Raw genomic sequence first — 18,658 nt, forward strand, 5'->3', positions numbered from 1 at the left:
GTCCTGCCGGTAACCGGGTGGCCGAGGAGGTATCCGTGGTCCTGCCGGTAACCGGGTGGCCGAGGAGGTATCCGTGGTCCTGCCGGTAACCGGGTGGCCGAGAAGGTATCGGCTCGGGGCCAACTTCGCGACCGGGCGCACAGGCGGGGCAGCTCGACAGCAACGACTCAGACTCGTCCACCGGCGGCCACCACGGCGACGATCTCGTCCAGAGTGTCCAGTCGGCGTCCCGGGGCCTGGAACTCGACCTCGACGCCGTACTCCAGCTCGATGGCGTCGACGAGACGTAGCAGGCCGAGCGAGTCGACGCCCAGGGCGACCATCGAGTCGCCGGCCAGCACGGCGGAGACGGCGACCTCGCCGCCGGTGGCGTTGCTGATCAGCTCGGCGACCCGCTGTCGCAGCTTCTCGGTGGTACCCATCAGTGTTCTCCTCGGGCCTGTCGAATGAACTCGGCGATCTCGGCAATTGTCGGCGTATCGAAGAAGACGTCCAACGGCACCTCGACACCGAGCCGCTGCTGGATGCGGCTGCCGATCCGGGTGATGGTCAGCGAGTGACCCCCGAGGTCGAACAGATCCTCGTGTGGGCCGATGTCGTCGATGCGCAGCACGTCCTGCCAGATCACCGTCAGCTGCTCGACCACCGGGTCGGCCGCGTCCGGTGCGTCACTGGACGCCGTTGCCGCATGGCGTGCTCCGGGGGCCGGTACCGGCAACGCGGCACGGTCCAGCTTGCCGTTCGGACTCAACGGCAGCCGGTCCAGGACGACCCAGTCGGCCGGCAACATGGCCGGCGGCAGGCTCTGTGCCAGATGCTGACGCAGGTCGGCCGGCTCCGGTGCCGTGCCACGTGGCACCAGGTAGGCGACCAGCCGGGGCTCCTCGGTGCCGGAGTCGGCGTCGTGCAGCAGTACGGCCGCCTCGGCGACACCGGGATGTTGCAGCAGGACGGCCACGATCTCGCCCAACTCGATCCGGTGCCCACGGATCTTCACCTGGTCGTCGGTACGGCCGAGGAAGTCGATCCGGCCGTCCGGCAGCCACCGGCACCGGTCGCCGGTGCGGTAGAGCCGCCGCTGCGGGTCCGAGATCGGGTCCGAGAACGGGTCCGAGAACGGGTCGGGCACGAAGCGGTCGTCGGTCAGCTCGGGACGCCCGAGATAGCCGGCGGCCAACCCCGGCCCACCGAGATACAGCTCGCCGGGTACGCCGACCGGCACCGGCCGCAACGCGTCGTCCAGGAGGTACGCCCGGGTGTTGGCCACGGGCCGCCCGATGCTCACCTCGTCCGGCTCGGCGGGAATCTCCGCGAACGTGGCGTAGATGGTGGCCTCGGTCGGGCCGTACCCGTTGACCAGGCGGGTGACCCGGGCCCGCAGGTCACGGGCCAGCGGGACCGGCAACGCCTCGCCACCGGTCACCGCCACCAGCGGCTCCGGGGTCACCGCGGCCGGGTCGTCGGTCCGCCCCACCGTCCCGCCCAGGCCCGCTTCCAGCAGTACCCGCCATCCGGACGGGGTGGCCTGGACGTGGGTCACCGCATTGTCACGGATCAGCCGGAGTACCCCGGCGCCGTCCAGTGCGCTCACCGCCGAGGCGACGACCACCCGACCGCCGGTGGTCAGCGGCAGGTAGAGCTCCACCCCGGAGATGTCGAACGACAGTGAGGTGAGGTTCAGCCAGCCGTGCTCCGGCCGGCTGTCCAACATGTCCCGCATGGCCAGCAACGTGTTCGCCAGCGAGCCGTGCCGTACCGCGACGCCCTTCGGTTGCCCGGTGGAACCAGACGTGTACAGCACATAGGCGAGGTCGTCGACGGTGGGCGGCGCCGGCTCGCCGACGGAGCCGGTCTCCACCCCGGGCACCACGTCGACGTCGGCGGTCAGCTCGACCCGGTCGAGGGCGAGTACGGCCAGCCTCGGGTCCAGCCCGGTGGCCGTACCGGAGGTGGTGACGACCAGGACCGGGGCGGCGTCGTCGAGGATCAGGGCCTGTCGGGCCGGCGGATGGCCGGGGTCGACCGGCACGTATGCGGCCCGGCACCGGAGCACGGCCAGCAGCGTCACCACCGCCTGCCAGGACCGGTCCAGGGCGACAGCGACGAGCGATCCGGGACCGACACCCCGCTGCCGCAGCAGCCCGGCCAACCGGGTGCTGGCGGCGTCGAGCTCGGCGTAGCTCAGTGTCCGGTCGCCGTCGACCACGGCCACCGCGTCCGGGTTCGTGGCGGCCTGGGCGGCGAACAGCGCGGGCACGGTGGCCCCGTCCGGGTAGCTCCGGTCGGTCCCGGCCCAGGTCCGCAGTATCCGATCGAGCTCGTCGGCAGGCAGGATCGGCAGGTCGGCCACCGGTCGGTCCGGATCGTCGATCACGGCGGCCAGCATCGTACGGAGGTGGGTACCGATCCGGGCCACCGCCTCGGTCGCGATGGCCGCCGGACTGTGCTGGAGGCTCACGGTCAGCCCGGTCAGGCTGTCCACGATCTGGATGTGCAGGGCGTTGCGGGCGCAGCCGCTGAACAGGGTCCACTCGACGCTGGTCGCCACACCGGCGAAGGCCGGCTCGGGTCGCCGTCGGCGGTAGCCGACCGAGACCGGGGTCAGGGCGGGCGCCGGGCGCAGTCCGGGCACCGTGTGGGCCAGTGGTACGGCACGGAACCGGTAGAGTTCCCGCAACTGCGCCCGTACGGCCTGTGCGTGGCTACGGAACGTGCCGGTGGCCGGCGTGACGCTGACCGGCAGCTCGTTGACGAAGAGTCCGAGGTGGTCGGCGGTGTCGTCGGTACGGGTGGACAGGCTGACGCCCACCGGGGTGTCGTGGTTGCCGTACCGCTGCAACAGGGCGTGCACCACGGCCAGCAGCAGCTCGAAACGGGTCGTCCCGAGGGCATGGGCGGTGTGGTCGACCCCGTTGACGAGGTCGGCGTCCAGGTCGACGTCGACGGTGGCCCCGGGTTCCGCGCCGGTCGGCACCCGCCGCAGCCCGGGCAGCACCACTCCACCCGCGCCGGACCAGTGCTGCTCCCAGTGCCGACGGGCGGCCGGCAGTTCGACGCTGACCCGGTCCTGTTCGGCTGCCGCGTGTGCGGCGTAGCCGTCTGGCAGTGGCGGCAGGTCCGCCGGCCGCCCGGCCAGCGCGGCTTCGTACGCCAGCGCCAGGTCCCGGACCAGGACGTCCTTGGACGTGCCGTCGAACACGAGGTGATGGGCGGTGACCAGCAGCAGGTGCCGGCCGTCCGACCCGGTCAGCAGGGTGAACCGGGCCAACGGCCCGGTGCGCAGGTCGTGGCGGCGGGCGATCTCCGCTTCGATGCGCTCCTCGGTCAGTTCCCCGACGACCACCGTCGGCCGGGTGTCGGCCGGGGTGAGTCGGGGCACGCCGTCATCGTCGGCGGTGACGCGGGTGTGCAGCACCTCGTGTCGGTCGATCACCGTCGCGCACGCCCCGAGTAGCGCTGTCCGGTCGAGGTCGGCGGCGAACCAGATGCCGAGTGCCATGTGGTACGCCGTGCCGGCGACCCCGGCCTGCTCGGTGAACCACACGGCGTGCTGTGCGTATGTCGCCTCGGCGGTGCCCACGTACCCTCCCATTTTCGGTGTTTCCATTGCGGTGTGTCAGTTGGCGAATCGGCTGGTCAGTTGTCGTTTGAGGACCTTGCCGCCCTCGTTGCGGGGTAGCTGGTCGATCAGCAGCACCCGCGCCGGGAGCTGGTAGTCGGCCAGCCGACCGGCGAGGAAGCCGCGTAGGGCGGGCAGGGACAGTTCCTCCGACGGGGTGTCCGGCCGGGGCACCAGTACGGCAGCCACCGACGAGCCCAGCACCGGGTGCGGTACGCCGACCACCGCCGCTTCGGCTACGCCCGGGTGCTCGTGCAGCGCCGCCTCGACCTCCAACGTGGATATCTTGAAAGCGCCGGACTTGATCACGTCCTGGTGCCGGTCGGACAGGTAGAGGTAGCCGTCCACGTCCATCCGTCCTACGTCACCCATCCGGACCCACCCGTCGCGGAAGGTGGCCCGGTTGGCGGTCTCGTCGCGGAAGTACGCCCGTGGGTGCGGCGAACGCAGCCAGACGTCCCCGGTCGAGCCGGCCGGCAGCGGGTTGCCGTCGGCGTCGGCGATCATGAGTTGACCGTCGACGGCCCGACCCACCGCATCGCGTCGCGTCGGGTCGAACATCATGATGGTCTGGGCCGGGGCAGCCTCGGTCGAGGTGTAGTAGTTGACGATCGCGGCCTCGGGGAAGGCCACCGACAGTCGGGCGGCGACCGCCGGCGCCAGCGGTGCGGCGGTCGAGCCGATCAGGTGCACGCCGGAAAGGTCGCGGCCGTCCAACGCCCCGGAGTCGAGCAGTTCGATGGCCATGGACGGCACCAGGAAGACGGTCCCGGTGCCGGCCGACTCGATCAGCCGGGCGAACCGGACCGGGGTGAACCGGGGCAGGGTGAGCGCGGTCGGCTTGGCGGTGAGGGCGTTGAACAGCATGGTCTGCCCGGCGTTGGTGCCGATCGCGAACGCGTGCAGGAACCGTTCGGAGTGGGCCAGGGGCAGCCGTCGGGGATGGCTCGGCGCGCCTACGGTCAGGTTGGCGTGACTGGCGGCGACCCCCTTCGGCCGCCCGGTGGTACCGGAGGTGTACAGGATCTGGGCGAGGTCGCCGGGGCGTACCGGTGGGATGTCCGGCCGGGGTGACGCGGCCCGGTCGGGGTCGACGGCGGCCAGCAGTTCGGCCAGCGTCCTGGCCGGTACGCCGACCGGGGTGGCCGGTGCCGGGGTGTCGCTGCCGTGTATGACGGAGGTCGCGGCGCAGTGTTCCAGGGCATGGGCGAGCTGCCCGGGGGCGAGCCGGTCGGACAGTGGTACGGCGACCGCCCCGGCCCGGAGCACACCGCAGTACGCCACCGCGAACTCGGTCCAGTCCCGGGCGCCGAACACCAGTCCGACCCGGTCACCGTGGCGCAGCCCGGACCGGTGCAGCGCCTGCGCAACGGCGCTGGCGCCGGACTCCCATTCGGTGAAGGTCAGCCCGGCGACGCCGTGTACCTCGATCGCCACCCGGTCGGGGTGCAGCCCGCAGCGCCAGGTCAGCAACTCCGGCACGGTACGGGCAGCCGGCGTGGCCGTACCCCGGGATGTCGTCGTCGATGCCATCTCAGTTCACCTTCTGGGCAGCCGGTGCCCCGACCGGCTGCTGCCCGGCCGAGGCGGCCCGGGCCTGGCGGGCCTCGATACCGATCAGGTCGTCCGGCGGTGCGTCCGGCACCCGGTCGTCGAACGTGGCCAGCATCCGGGTACGTAGCGACACCAGGGCGGTGAGCGCGATGCAGACCCCGAAGGCCACGTAGAGCAGGCCGATTCCCCGGCCCGGACCGACCCCGATCACCGCGCCGACGGTCGGGGCCAGCGCACCCCCGGGCATCAGCAGCGGCTCCATGGCACGGGTGGCCAGCGGGGCGATCACGCCCCAGCCCAGCGGCATGGTCGACCAGGCCACCATCTGGTTGAGCGCGAACACCCGGCCGTGGAACCGGGGCGGCACCTTGGTCTGGATGATCGTGTTGTAGACCCCGTTGACGATGCCGAGCGCAAGGTACATGCCGAAGGCTCCGGCGCCGATCACCAGCAGGCTGGGCCGCAGGCCGGTGACGACACAGGCCACTGCGATGCCCAGGGTGCCGAGTAGCACCGCCCGCATCCGGAATCGGCGTGGACCGCCCCAGACGAGCATGACCAGACCGCCCACCGCAGCGCCGATGCCACCGGTGAGCGCGATCTGGGCCACCTCGGACAGTTCGGCGAAGCCCAGCACCAGCGGGGAGAGCAGATAGAGCACCGGGAACAGGAACAGGTTCAGCGCGGCGAAGAAGGTGAGCATCGCCCGGAACTCGCGCCGACGCCACGAGTAGCGCAACCCGCCGACGATCTCCTCGCCGATACCCTCCCGGCGTTGCAGCGCCAACGTACGGGGGAACCGGACGACCAGCAGTACCCCGATCGCGAACACGTACGCCACCACGTCGATGATCATGATGCCGCGCAGGCCGACGGCCTCCAGCAGCGCGACCGCGATCAGCGGCACCAGGAACTGGGTGAGACCGGTGGCGGTCTGGGCCAGACCGTTGGCGTGCCCGAGATAGCGTTTCGGCACGAGTTGCGGGACCGCGGAGACGAATGCCAGCCGCTGGAAGGCCAACGCGACCGAGAGCCAGCCGACCAGTAGGTAGAAGTGCCAGACCTCGGCCCGGTCGGCTATCAGCAGGCCCGCCATGACCGCTTTCGCCCCACCGGCGGCGACGCTGGCCAGCAACATGATCTGCCGCCGGCTGCTCCGGTCGATCAGCGCCCCGGCCACCGGGGCGACGAGTAGACCGGGCAGCAGGCTGATGATGGCGAAGAGCGCGAACCGGGCCAGTGACCCGGTCTCCAGGTAGATCCACAGGGGTACCGCGAAGTTGGTCAGCGCGGTGCCGGTGGTGGTGATGATCTGCCCGGCGGCGACCAGGCCGAACCGACGCATGCTCGGCTCCGGCTCGGTGCTGGCCGGCTTCCCCACCGTCGGTGCCGTGGTCCCGGCCCGCCGGTCGGAGACGTCGACCAACCGCCACGCGGGGTCCACGGTGTCCGGACTGTCGACGTCCGCACCGGTGGTGTCCCCGCCAGCGGGTACCTCACCGGGCACCACCGGCCCGGTCAACCGGTGATGGGTGGTGGTGACGATCTCGGCCAGTTCCTCGGTCCGGTACTTCAGGAAGTAGTGGCTGCCCTCGTCGATCACCGCCAGCGCGGTTCGGTCGGTGAGGAAGTGCCACTCCCGGAACCGCTCCTCGTAGTAGTCGGTGCTCCGGTCGCGGTCACCCACCACCGAGATGATCGGCGTACGCAACGCCGGCACCCGCTGCTGCATCAGACCGGTGAAGTAGTCCTCGGAGACGCGGGCGTCGTGCCGCATCGCCCGGATCAGGAAGGCGACCTCGTCAGCGTCGAGCGAGCTGATCGACGTGCCCTGGGCCTGCAACCAGGTCCGGTAGATCCGGTCACTGCGGATACGTTCGGCCAGCCGTAGCCGCAGCAGCGGCCCGAAGACTCCACCGGCCGGACGGCCGAACGGGAAGACCGCACCGAGGTAGACGGCCGTCAGGTCCCGCCCGGTCTCCTCCAGCCGCCGGGCCACCTCGACGGCCAACGCGCCACCCGGACCACAGTGGCCGTACAGGATCAACGGGCCGTCCACTCGGTCGAGGATCTCCGCGACGACGGTCTCGGCCACCTCCTCGATCGGTGCCGGGTCGTCGGCCAGACCGATGTCGTGCCCGGGTACGGCCACCGAGAAGAGCCGGTACCCGGCTGGCAGCGCGTCGGCCAGCGGCTGGTAGACGACGGCGCTGCCGCCGCCGTACGGGACACAGACCAGTGAGGCGATCCGGTCGCCGGGTGCCACCGGTCGGGTCAACTCGTGCAGCAGTCCGCTGCGGTCGGTGTCGTCGGCGGTCAGCAGGGCGGCCAGTTCGCGTACTGTCCGGTGCCGGAAGAGGTCCATCACGCTGACCACCGGGCCGGTGCCCCCGTCGGTGGCGGCCGGCAGTTCACGGCGCAGCCGGGCCACCACCTGGGTGGCCAGCAGCGAGTGGCCACCCAACTCGAAGAAGTCGTCGGTCGCTCCGACCTGCGGCAGGCCGAGTACGGTCTGCCAGATCCCGGCGACGAGGGTCTCGACCGGTCCGACCGGCTCGACCCGGCCGCCGGTCGGCTGCTCGTCGGTCGGCTCGGGCAACGCCCGCCGGTCGACCTTGCCGTGTTCCTGCAACGGCAGCCGGTCCAGCCAGCAGAACCGGCTGGGAACCATGTGGTCGGGCAGCCGGTCCGCCAGCATCCGACGCAGCTCACCGGACTCCGGGGTGGTCACCTCCGGCACCCGTTCCAGGTACGCCACCAGACGCTCGTCGCGCAGCAGCACCGCTGCCTGCTGTACCGCCGGGCAGTCGCGCAGCGCGGCCTCCACCTCGCCCAGCTCCACCCGGTAACCACGGATCTTGACCTGGTGGTCGCGGCGGCCGCGGAACGTCAACTGCCCGTCCGGACGCCAGCGGCCCAGGTCACCGGTGCGGTAGAGGCGGGCACCCGGGGAACCGTACGGGTCGGGCACGAACCGCTCGGCGGTCAGCGCCGGCCGGTTCAGATAGCCCCGGGCCAGCCGATCCCCGCCGAGGCAGATCTCCCCGGGCACCCCGATCGGTGCCGGCCGCATCCGCTCGTCGAGCACGTACACCCGGGCGTACGGCAGGGGTCGCCCGGTCGGCACCGGTCCCGGGCCGTGGTCGGCGGCCGTGACCTCGTACGTGGTGACACCGACCGTCGCCTCGGTCGGACCGTAGTGGTTGAAGACCCTGGCTGTTCCGGCCGCCGCCAATCCGGCGGCCCGGTCCAGGTCGGACGCCTCACCTCCGAGGATCAGCGCCCGACCGGGCAGGAGTTCGCCCGGCTCGACGTCGGCGGCCAGTGCCGTCAGGTGCGACGGAGTCATCTTCAGGTAGTCGATTCCGTGCCGGTGGAGCTGCTCGGCGAGTTCCGCCCCGGTGCACCGGCGGGGCACCAGGTGAACCGTGCCGCCGGTGGCCAACGCGAGGTAGAAGACGGTGACGCTGAAGTCGAACGACATCGACTGCAACAGCGCGTAGCGACCGGCTGGAACCACACCGAACCGGGCGGCCACCCCGTCGAGGTAGCGCAGTACCTGCCGGTGCGCGACCGCCACGCCCTTCGGTGTGCCGGTGGAGCCGGAGGTGTAGATGACGTAGGCGAGGTTGTCGCCGGTGGTCCGCCCGGCGGGCGGCGGTGTGTCGGCGCAGGCGGCGATCTCCTCGGCCACCCGGTCCAGGCAGGTCGACTCGACCGGCCCGACCGCCGGGTCGGTCGGTGACAGCTGTGCCCGTAGTGCGGTGGTGGTCAACACGACCGTCGGACGGGCGTCGGCGAGGATGGTGGCCAGCCGGTTCGGGGGCTGCTCGGGGTCGAGCGGCAGGTAGGCGCCGCCGGCCCGCAGCACCCCGAGCAGCGTCACGGCCAGCTCCACCGACTGCTCCAGGCAGACCCCGACCAGCGCGTCCGGGCCGACGCCCCGGGCCCGCAGATAGTGGGCGAGTTGGTTGGCCCGCCGGTCCAGGTCCCGGTAGGTGACCGAGTCCGGCCCGCAGACCACGGCGGCTGCCTCGGGCGTCGCGGCGGCATGCGGGCCGAGCAGATCGGCCAGCGTCGCCGCCGTCCCGGTCACCGCTGCACCCGCTCCGGCAGCCTCGTCGGACGTGCCGGCGCCGATTCGGTCGTCGGGTAGACCGAAACCGAGGACCCGGTCCCGTTCCTCCGTTCCGAGCAGGTCCAGGTCGACCAGGGGCAGGTCCGGACCCGCGACCGCAGCCGCCAGCAGCCGCCGGTAGTGGTCGGCCAGCCGACGTACCGTCCCGGCGTCGAACAGGTCCGTGTTGTAGACGAACATCCCGCGCAGGTCGTCGTCGGTCTCGCTGACGTACAGCGACAGGTCGAAGCGGGCTGCTGCGGCATCGGTGCCGAAGCCCTCGGTGACCAGCCCCTCCGGCCACCGACTGCCGGTACGGGAGTAGTTCTGGAGGGTGAACAGCACCTGGAACACCGGTGAGCGGCTCACGTCCCGGGTGACGTTGAGTTCCTTGACCAGGCGCTCGAACGGGACCTCCTGGTGGGTCAACGCCCGAACCACGGTGTTGCGGGTACGCCGTAGCAGCGTGCCGAAGCCGGGTTCCTCGCCGGGGTTGTCCGCCGTCGCGCCGGTCGTGGAGACGTCCGCCCGCAGCGCGAGGGTGTTGACGAACAGGCCGATCAGGTTCTCCAGCTCGGGCACCACCCGCCCGGCGACCGGGGAGCCGATGGCGAAGTCACGCTGGCCGCTGTAGCGGAACAGCAGCGCCTGTAGACCGGTGAGCAGGGTCATGTAGAGCGTGGCCCGGTGGCTGCGGGCGAGTCGCCGTAGCCCGGCGGTGAGTTCGGCGTCGAGTTGGAACCGGTGGGTGTCACCGGCGTACGACTGCACGGCCGGGCGGGGCCGGTCGGTCGGCAGTTCCAGTGGGGGCACCCCGGCCAGCGCGTCGGCCCAGTAGTCGAGTTCCCGCTGCGCGGTGGGGCCGTCGATCCGCTCCCGCTGCCAGCCGGCGTAGTCCACGTACCGGACGGTGGGTGCCGGCGGCACCGGTCGGCCGTCCCGTGCCGCACCGTAGAGCGTCGCCACCTCGGCCAACAACAGGTCCAGCGACCAGCCGTCGCTGATGATGTGGTGCATCCCGACGTGCAACACGTGATCGGTGTCGGAGAGCCGGATCAGCAGGGCACGCATCAGCGGCGCGGTGGCGAGGTCGAACGGGGTCCGTACCGCTTCGGCGACCAGCGCGCGGGCGTCGGCCTCGCGTTCGACGGTGGCGAGGGTGACCGGTACGCGCACCGAGGCGGCCACCTCCACCAGCGGCTCGCCCTGGTCGTTCTCGGTGAACCGCATCCGCAGGCTGTCGTGCCGCTGGGCGGCGGTGTCGATGGCGTCCCGCAGTAGGTCGGTGTCCAGGGAGCCGAGTAGCCGTACCGTGCTGTGCACGATATATCCGGCGGTGCCGGGGGTTAACTGTTCGGTAAACCAGATTCGTTCCTGACCGAACGATAACGACGGGCTTTGCCCGGTTCGGTGGATAATCCCTTGTGGCGGGATCGGAGCAGCCCGCTGCGAAATGTCGACATTGGTCACGCGGGTTGCCTTCTCACTTTGTTGACGGGAGAGATGAGCAGTCTGCCGCCTCTCTGCTAACCAACGGAATCGCCTAAACGGTGCACTGTGGAAAGTCCGAACGATCGATTCTCGTCGCAGGTCGCCGGCATACCGTCAGGAATGCGATTCGCGGATGCCGTAGTGCCAGTCGAGTGGGCCACGGAAACGTTGGCCTATGCGGAGTTCCGGGGGGACCGGACAGAGACCGCGCCACTGACCTGGGCGCAGCAGGTGATGTGGCGGGCTGCCGCTCTTGATATGTCGAATAGGCAACATCTGTTCATGAATCTCCGGCGGACGGTGCCGGTGTCCACCCGGGTCCGGGCCGATCTGACCACCGTGACCCGGGCCCTCGGTACGCTGGTGAGCCGGCACGGCGCGTTGCGTACCCGGGTCCGGTCGATCGACGGCGAACTGCGGCAGGAAACGGCGGCGGCCGGTCAGTTGCCGCTGCTGGTGACCGAGGCCGACACCGACGGCGTCGAGGCGGCGGGAGCGTTGGCCGACCGGCTGGGCAGCGTCGCGTTCGACCACGCGTCGGAGTGGCCGCTGCGGGTCGGCCTCGTACTGGTCGACGGCCGGGTACGCCAGGTCGTGGTCGTCTTCAGCCACGCCACCGCCGACGCCTACGCCGCCGACGTCGTACTGCGGGACCTCCGGCTGATCCTGCTGCGTGGGGGCATCGCGACCCCACCCGGACCGCAGTCGGTGGAGGTGGCCCGCGATCAGTACGGGGTGGACCGGCACCGCTCGCAACGGTCGGTCGACTACTGGATCCGGCAGTACGAACGCCTGCCCCAACAGCCGATGGAGCCGAGCTGTCCCGAACTCGACCCCCGCCTACAGCGGGGGGTGCTGGTCTCCTCGGCGATCGACCGGGCCGCCCGGTTGATCGCCGCCCGGCACCGGGTCAGTGTCTCCTCGGTGCTGCTGACCGGTGTGACGGCGTTGGCGGCGGGAGAGAACGGACGCGAGATCTGTGGTCTGTTCAACATGGCACACAATCGATTCCGTACGGAGTACGCGAATGCGGTGGCAAACCTGGGGCAGATCGGATTCTGCGTACTGGACCTGGCCGACCGGCCGAGTTTTGCCGAGCTGCTGCCCCGGGTCTGGCAGGTCTCGTTGGACGGCTACCGGCACGCCTACTATGAGCCGGCGGCGATGCGGGGGAGATTTGAGGAGTTAGGGTATGAATACGGTACCGCATTTCTCCCTTACTACTATTTCAATGACGTCCGGTTGCCCGGTGGCAGCGGTGCCGATGAAACAGCCACGGTGACCCGGAACGACCTGCGTACCGCGATGGGACGTAGCACCTTTTCCTGGACCAGGGGACTGGACCGCGCGTCCTGGCATCTCCTGACGCATGTCGTCGACGAACCGGGCGGGGTCGGGATCACCCTCAGCGTCGACACCAGATTCCGTCCGGTGGACTCGGTGGAGCCGTTCCTGCGGAACCTGGAGGAACTGCTGGTCGAGGCGGCCTTCCGGGACGTGCCCTGGCCATGGTCGCCGAGATGACCGCACCGCTGACCGGCGCCGGTCGCGTCGGCTGCCCTCGATCTTGAACGGTCAAGATCGCGACGTATCCTGAGAGATGCAGATTTCCCGGTCAGTCGCTCCCCACGAACCCGGCACAGCGGGTCCGACCTATGCGGACTTCCACGGTGAGCGGGCCGCGACCGGGCCGCTCACCTGGGGACAGCGCGCCATGTGGCGATCGGTCGCGGAGTTCGAGGCACAGGAGACCTTCCTCAACCTGCGCCGCATCCTCGCCGTCTCGCAGCGGGCCAACGCGGACGTCCCGACGGCGAGCCGGGCGATCGGGGCACTGGTCAGCCGGCACGAGTCGCTGCGTACCCGGGTCGAAGTTGTCGACGGGCAGCTGCGTCAGGTGGCCGCGCCCACCGGCCGGCTACCGCTGCTCGTCGATGCCGTCGAGAAGGCCGACGCCGACCCCGACGGCCGGGCGGCGGCGCAGGCCCTGGCCGAACGGCTCGGGCAGCCACGGTTCGACCATGCCGGCGAATGGCCGCTGCGGGTCGCCCTGGTGACGGTCGACGACCGGGTACGGCAGATCGTCATCGTCTTCAGCCACTCGACGGTGGACTTCTACGCGGTTGAGATCATCCTGCGTGACCTGCGGATGCTGCTGCTACGCGGGACCCTGACCACCGCACCCGGCCTACAGTCGGTGGCGGTGGCCCGACGCGAGCAGCAGATCGAACAGCGGCGCTCGGAGCGGGCGATAGCCTACTGGCGTCGCCGGTTCCAACCCCCTCCGCCGGGCATGCTCACCACGGCCGGTCCCGCACTGACCCCCCGCTACCGGAAGGGCTCACTGGTCTCCGCCGCGATCGACACCGCCACCCGGCTGATCGCCGCCCGGCACCGGGTCAGCACCTCCACCGTCCTCCTGGCGGCGATCGGCGCGGTCTCCACCGTACGCAGCGGAGAGCCGGGGTGCGGGATCGTCACGATGGCGAACAACCGCTTCCAGCCGGAGTACGACAACGCGATCACCAAACTGAACCAGATCGGATTCTGTGCCCTGGACCTGGCCGATCGGCCAACCTTCAGCGAGCTGCTGGCACGCACCCGGCAGGCGTCGTTGGACGGCTACCGGCACGCGTACTACGACCCGGCCGCGATACAGCGGGCCCTCGCCGAGGTGGGACTCGACTTCGGCACCATGCTGGCACCGTACTGCTACTTCAACGACATCCGGCTGCCCCACGAGCCCGGTACGACCACGACCGGCCCGGACGAGGCGACCGTACGGGCGATGTCGGCGGGAACCACCTTCACCTGGACCGAACTGTTCGACCGGTTCGCCTGGCGCTGCCGGATCCAGGTGGTCGACGTACCCGGCGCGGTCGAGCTGGTGATCACCACTGACACCCGTTACCTGCCACCGGACCAGGCGGAGAGCTTTCTGTTCGGCATCGAGGAACTGCTGGTCGAGGCGGCCTTCCGGGAGGTGCCCTGGCCGATGCTCGGGTGAGCCGGTCCCGCCCGCGACCGGCGTACGCAACCACGTGCGTGTCAGGTGCTCGTCACGATCCGGCGCTCCCAGGCCCAGGCGGCGATCTCGACCCGGTTACGGACGCCGAGCTTGGCCTGGATACCGGCCACGTGGCTCTTCACCGTGCTGAGGGAGATGAACAGCTCGGCGGCGATCTCCTGGTTGGTACGACCGCGCGCGATCGTCCTGACCACCTCCAGTTCCCGCTCGGACAGTGGCTTCGCGGGTTCACGCCCGGACGACGCGTCCCTGGGCGTCAGGTGGCGCAGCAGGCGCAGCGTGATCGAGGGGGATACCAGTGCGTCGCCGTTGTCGGCCGCTCGTACGGCCTCGACGAGCAGGGCCGGGCCGGCGTCCTTGAGGATGAAGCCGACCGCGCCGCCGAGCAGCGCGCCGTAGACGTACTCGTCGAGGTCGAAGGTGGTGACCACGATGACCCGCAGTGGGGCGGCCACCCCCGGCCCCGCCAGGGCGCGGGTGACCGCGATGCCGTCCAGCCTGGGCATGCGGATGTCGACCAGACAGACGTCCGGGCGTAGCTGCCGGGCCTGGGCGATGGCGTCCACGCCGTCCACCGCCTCGGCCACCACGCTGATGTCGGGCTGGTTCTCCAGGATCAGCCGCAGGCCGCTGCGGACCATCGCCTGGTCGTCGGCGATCAGGACCCGGATGGTCACCACGTCCCCTCCGTGGTGGACGCGGACAGGGCCCGCCCCCGGTCGGCGTCCTGCGGTGCGGGCAGGGTGGCCAGGACGGCCCAGCCTCCGCCCGGGCGTGGCCCCGCCTGCAACGTGCCATCGAGGTTCTGTAGCCGCTCCCGCATTCCGATCAGACCGTAGCCGGCACGGTGTGGGTGCCGGCCGGTGGCCGGCGGGGCGTCGTCGACGACCTCGACGGTGATCGTCTCCGGTCCCTGGTCGACGGTGACGGTGACCGACCGGGCCCGGGGCGCGTGTCGGGAGATGTTGGTCAGGGCCTCCTGCACGATCCGGTACACCGTGCTGGTCAACTCGGGCGGCCAGGACGAGGTGTCCGCCGGCGTCCGCAGCTGTACCGCCGGGCCGTGCCGGAGGAAGCGGTCGACCAGGTGGCTGAGCTGTTCCGGGCCGGGAGACGCGGGAGCGGCATCCTCGGTGTCACGCAGCAGACCGACCACCCGGCGCATGGCGGCGAGCGCCTCCGAGCCGGCCGCCTCGATGCCCGCCAGGGAACCGACCACCGCCGCCGGCTGCTGGTCGGTGACGAGCTGCGCGGCCTGGGCCTGTAGCACGATGCCGGTGATGTGGTGGGCGACGATGTCGTGCAGTTCCCGGGCCAACGCCAGCCGTTCGTCGCGGCGCACCCTCTCGGCGGTGGCGTCGCGGCGGTAGTCGATCAGCCGCAGCGCCGCGCCGAGGACGAGAGCACCGAGCCAGGCCAGGGTGCCCAGCACCACGACGGTCTTGAACCCGCCGGAGACCCAGCCGGCGACCACCACCAGCAGGCCACCGGCCGCGATGCCGCCGGCCCAGGGCGGGGACAGGGTACGGATCGCCGATCCGACCAGCACGGCCAGCGCCAGCGAGGTGACCGGACCGGGCTCCTGCGGCAGGCCGCCGATCTCGGCGACGGCGACGGCCGTTGCGGTGACGACCAAACCGGCGGTCGCCGTACCGGCCCGGCTGATCCGACGGGCCAGGGCCAGCAGGCACATCACCACGGATGCGACGGCGTCGAACAGCGCGTAGCTGCCGCCCCAGCTGTCGCTGATCACGTAGGCGGTGAAGACCAGGCCCGGGACGGCGACCAGGGCGAACCCGACGTCACATGCGATCCCGGTCCACCGGGCTGGCCAGTCCGAAGTGGTCATGCGGTCCAGGCTAGAAAATCGCCGGGCGGGCCGAACCGGTCAAAAGTACGGTCAGTCACGCGTCCGACCGTGTCCTGGGGCGATGCCGGTGGCCGGGCACCTTTCCAGGATGGTGCATGTCTGTCGACGAGTCACATCCGCTCGGGCGGGTCGAGGTTCCGCGACAGGATCCACACCGTTGACACGAGGCTTCCGGCCGGTGGGCGGTAACCCACCGGCCGGAAGCCTCTCCATCGGCGTCGACGGCGCCGGATCCGGCCCGCGACCCGATGTCAGGGCTGGCGGCTGGTCACTCCTACCCGGGGCTGCCGGCGTCTCCGACCGCCGCCGGCTCCGGCCCGGCCCCCGGTTGCCAGTCGGCCACGAGGTCCGCGACGGTGGCCGCCGCGACGCGCAGGTCGCCACCGCGACCCACCACCGTACCCATCAGGTAGGCGGCCAGCGGCCCCGCCGGCCGGTACACGCCGTGCGCGACCTGGCGGACCACGTCGAGGATCGCGGCGCGGTCGTCGACGGACATCTCCTCGGTGCCCAGGGCGTCGGCCACCCTGTCGAGCCATTCCTGCAACGGTGTCTGGGTGTCCATCTGCAAGCTCCTGTCGCTGCGGGGTCAGCTGGCCCGTCGGGCGAGGCCGCTCATCTTGACGCCGGTGTAGACGGCGGCGGCCAGCGCCACGTCGGACAGCAGCATCAGCCCGATGGCGTACGAGCCCTGCGCACCGTAGACCCAGCCCATGACCAGCGGCGGGACGAAACCGCCGAGGCCGCCGGCCGCGCCGACCAGCCCGGTGACCGTGCCCACCTTGTCAGCGGGCGCGACCCTGCCGACCAGGGCGAACACGCCACCACTGGCGGCACCGAGCAACACCGCCATGCCGAGGAAGGCGATCGTGGCGACCGGCATCAGCGGCGGCTGGAAGGCCTGGATGACGGCGAACAACGCCGTCCCGGCGAAGCACCAGACGAGTACCGGGACCGGGTGCAGCTTGTCGGAGAGCCAGCCACCGATCGGGCGGGCGATCACCGCCAGCACCACGAACCCGGCGGTACGGATGGCCGCGTCACCGGCTTCCAACCCGTAGGCGGTGCGCAGGTAGGCCGGCAGGTACACGCTGAAGGCGACGAAGCCACCGAAGCCGACCGCGTACAGGAAGCACAGTTGCCAGGTCACCGACAGCTTGCTCACGTCGAGCATCCGGGCGAGTGCGGAACCCTGGGGGCGCTGCCGGCTGGGCGAGTCGCGCAGCAGCAGGAACGCGATTACGGCGTAGCCGGCCAGTACCGCCGAGACCAGCAGGAACGGGGCCTTGTCGCCGTAGGCGTCGGCGAGCTTCACGGTGGTGAAGTTGGCGATGGCGGTGCCGCCCATGCCGATGCCGAAGACCCCGAGGGCGAAGCCGCGCCGGGCCGGTGGGTACCAGCTGGAGACGTGCGGCACACCGACGGCGAAGGCCGTACCGCCGATGCCGAGGAAGAAGCCGGTGACGATCAGCGCGGCGTACGACGAGACGTATGACAGGGTCAGCACCGGGATGATCGTGACGAGGCTGACCAGCGGGAACATCACCCGTGCGCCGAACCGGTCGGTGAGCGCACCCACCGGGATCCGGCCGAGCGAGCCGACGACCACCGGCACGGCGACGAGCAGCGACTGGGCGGCGAAGCTGAGTCCGAGGCGCTCCTTGATGCCGGGGCCGAGCGGCCCCAGCAGGGCCCAGGCCCAGAAGTTGACCAGGAACCCGATGGTGGCTATGGCGAGGTTGAGCGCCGCGCTGCCCCCGGTACCGCCGGCTGAGGGGGCCGGTGTCCGTGGGCTCTTGTTGGTGGTCATGGATCACCTCGTAGGAAGTGCCGTCCGTCGGGACGGGGATTGCCGGTGGTGCAGCAGACCAGTCGGTTGCTGTGTCATCAGTCAGCCTTGACGGGGAATTACCGGTAGTAGAGGGTCGTAGGTCCTGCCGCCAGGGTGGCGTCAACCACCCGCGAACGGTGGCAGCACGTCGACCGTGGCGGCGTCCGGTAGGGGCGCCGAGCGGTCCCGCCACTGGGCGCCGTCCACCAGGTAGCTACAGGCGGTCAGCGTCGTCGCCAACGCGGGACCGTGCTGACAGCCGAGGTTCGCCAGCAGGTCGCCGAGGGTGGCGGCGGAGACCTTCTCCTCCGTCACCCCGGCGGCGGCCCGAGCCCCGGCGAAGTAACGCACGAGTACGGTGCTCATCGGCCCGTCCTTCCCCGCTTGTTGGCCGACACGGGCAGTCGAGGCGGGCCCTCCCAGCCGGGGCGGTTGGGGCGCAGACCCGGCCGGTCGTCCCGGCTGCGGTAGACGATGTACGGCCGGGTGGCGTACCCGACCGGGGCGCTGAACGCGTGCACCAGACGGGTGAACGGCCAGAACGCGAAGAGCGCGAACGCGGCCAGGACGTGGATCCGGAAACCGATCGGCGTGCCGGCCATGATCTCGGGATCCGGGCTCAGGTAGAACAGCGACCGGAACCACGGCGAGATCGTCTCCCGGTAGTCGTAGCCGTTACCGGTGATGTTGGCCCGTACGGTGGCCAGCAGGCCGAGCACGATGACCCCGACCAGTACGACGTACATGGCCTTGTCGTTGCGGGTGGTGGCGGCGAAGACCGGTCCGGTCAGGCGTCGTCGGGCGATGAGGATGGCCGCGCCGATGAGGGTGCAGAAGCCGGCCACGGTCCCGATGAAGACTGCCAGCAGGTGGTAGGTGTGCTCGGTGATGCCGACGGCCTCGGTCCACGACTTGGGGATGAGCAGCCCACCGACGTGTCCGATGATGACCATGAGAATGCCGAAGTGGAACAGCGGGCTGCCCCAGCGCAGGATGTTCGTCTCGTAGAGCTGTGACGAGCGGGTGGTCCAGCCGAACTTGTCGTATCGGTAGCGCCAGATCAGGCCGCCGATCAAGATGGCGATGGACAGATAGGGGAAGACCACCCAAAGCAGTACATTCATCGCACCAGCCTTTCCTTCGCGACT

The 18,658-nt window shown here is 70.7% G+C and carries 12 protein-coding genes; 2 read left to right on the plus strand and 10 right to left on the minus strand.

What is annotated here, in order from left to right:
- Positions 1-167: 167 nt before the first annotated feature.
- The 4 genes from ACFQ4H_RS19735 to ACFQ4H_RS19750 are packed head-to-tail and all read right to left on the minus strand — an operon-like array spanning position 168 to position 10,760.
- The gene (locus tag ACFQ4H_RS19735; RefSeq protein WP_377572469.1) at positions 168-422 is read right to left on the minus strand and encodes an acyl carrier protein; all 255 of its coding nucleotides are present in this window, start codon (positions 420-422) and stop codon (positions 168-170) included.
- Positions 422-3,592, minus strand: coding sequence for a non-ribosomal peptide synthetase (locus tag ACFQ4H_RS19740; protein WP_377572470.1), 3,171 nt, complete (start codon positions 3,590-3,592; stop codon positions 422-424). The genes ACFQ4H_RS19735 and ACFQ4H_RS19740 overlap by 1 nt, the downstream gene beginning before the upstream one ends.
- 24 nt (positions 3,593-3,616) lie before the next feature.
- Complete coding sequence (locus ACFQ4H_RS19745; RefSeq protein ID WP_377572471.1) at positions 3,617-5,152, minus strand: class I adenylate-forming enzyme family protein; 1,536 nt, start codon at positions 5,150-5,152, stop codon at positions 3,617-3,619.
- A 1-nt stretch (position 5,153) separates the two neighbouring features.
- The gene (locus ACFQ4H_RS19750; protein ID WP_377572472.1) at positions 5,154-10,760 is read right to left on the minus strand and encodes a non-ribosomal peptide synthetase/MFS transporter; all 5,607 of its coding nucleotides are present in this window, start codon (positions 10,758-10,760) and stop codon (positions 5,154-5,156) included.
- Between the two features lie 141 nt (positions 10,761-10,901).
- On the opposite strand from ACFQ4H_RS19750, the gene ACFQ4H_RS19755 reads away from it, so the two are divergent.
- Positions 10,902-12,305, plus strand: a complete 1,404-nt coding sequence (locus ACFQ4H_RS19755) for a condensation domain-containing protein (RefSeq protein ID WP_377572473.1) — start codon at positions 10,902-10,904, stop codon at positions 12,303-12,305.
- Between the two features lie 76 nt (positions 12,306-12,381).
- Positions 12,382-13,788 (plus strand): condensation domain-containing protein, encoded by a 1,407-nt coding sequence (locus ACFQ4H_RS19760; protein ID WP_377572474.1) that lies wholly within the window; start codon positions 12,382-12,384, stop codon positions 13,786-13,788.
- A 41-nt stretch (positions 13,789-13,829) separates the two neighbouring features.
- On the opposite strand, the gene ACFQ4H_RS19765 is transcribed toward ACFQ4H_RS19760, so the two are convergent.
- The 6 genes from ACFQ4H_RS19765 to narI all read right to left on the minus strand — a co-directional run bounded on the left by ACFQ4H_RS19765 (position 13,830) and on the right by narI (position 18,634).
- Complete coding sequence (locus tag ACFQ4H_RS19765; RefSeq protein ID WP_377572475.1) at positions 13,830-14,486, minus strand: response regulator; 657 nt, start codon at positions 14,484-14,486, stop codon at positions 13,830-13,832.
- Positions 14,483-15,658 (minus strand): sensor histidine kinase, encoded by a 1,176-nt coding sequence (locus ACFQ4H_RS19770; RefSeq protein WP_377572476.1) that lies wholly within the window; start codon positions 15,656-15,658, stop codon positions 14,483-14,485. The genes ACFQ4H_RS19765 and ACFQ4H_RS19770 overlap by 4 nt, the downstream gene beginning before the upstream one ends.
- Positions 15,659-15,953: 295 nt before the next feature.
- A complete protein-coding gene (locus ACFQ4H_RS19775) occupies positions 15,954-16,244 on the minus strand; it encodes a DUF6457 domain-containing protein (protein ID WP_377572477.1) in 291 nt (96 codons plus the stop codon).
- A gap of 24 nt (positions 16,245-16,268) precedes the next feature.
- On the minus strand, positions 16,269-17,489 hold the full coding sequence (locus tag ACFQ4H_RS19780) for an MFS transporter (protein ID WP_377572478.1): 1,221 nt from the start codon (positions 17,487-17,489) through the stop codon (positions 16,269-16,271).
- Positions 17,490-17,630: 141 nt separating this feature from the next.
- Positions 17,631-17,876 (minus strand): MoaD/ThiS family protein, encoded by a 246-nt coding sequence (locus ACFQ4H_RS19785; RefSeq protein ID WP_377572479.1) that lies wholly within the window; start codon positions 17,874-17,876, stop codon positions 17,631-17,633.
- Positions 17,873-18,634: a respiratory nitrate reductase subunit gamma gene (gene narI, locus ACFQ4H_RS19790; protein ID WP_377572480.1), complete on the minus strand. Its 762-nt coding sequence runs from the start codon at positions 18,632-18,634 to the stop codon at positions 17,873-17,875. Before narI ends, ACFQ4H_RS19785 begins: the two co-directional genes overlap by 4 nt.
- Positions 18,635-18,658 lie beyond the last annotated feature (24 nt).

The sequence above is a fragment of the Micromonospora sonneratiae genome (genome assembly GCF_042679305.1).
GTDB classification, from domain to species: Bacteria; Actinomycetota; Actinomycetes; order Mycobacteriales; family Micromonosporaceae; genus Micromonospora_H; species Micromonospora_H sonneratiae.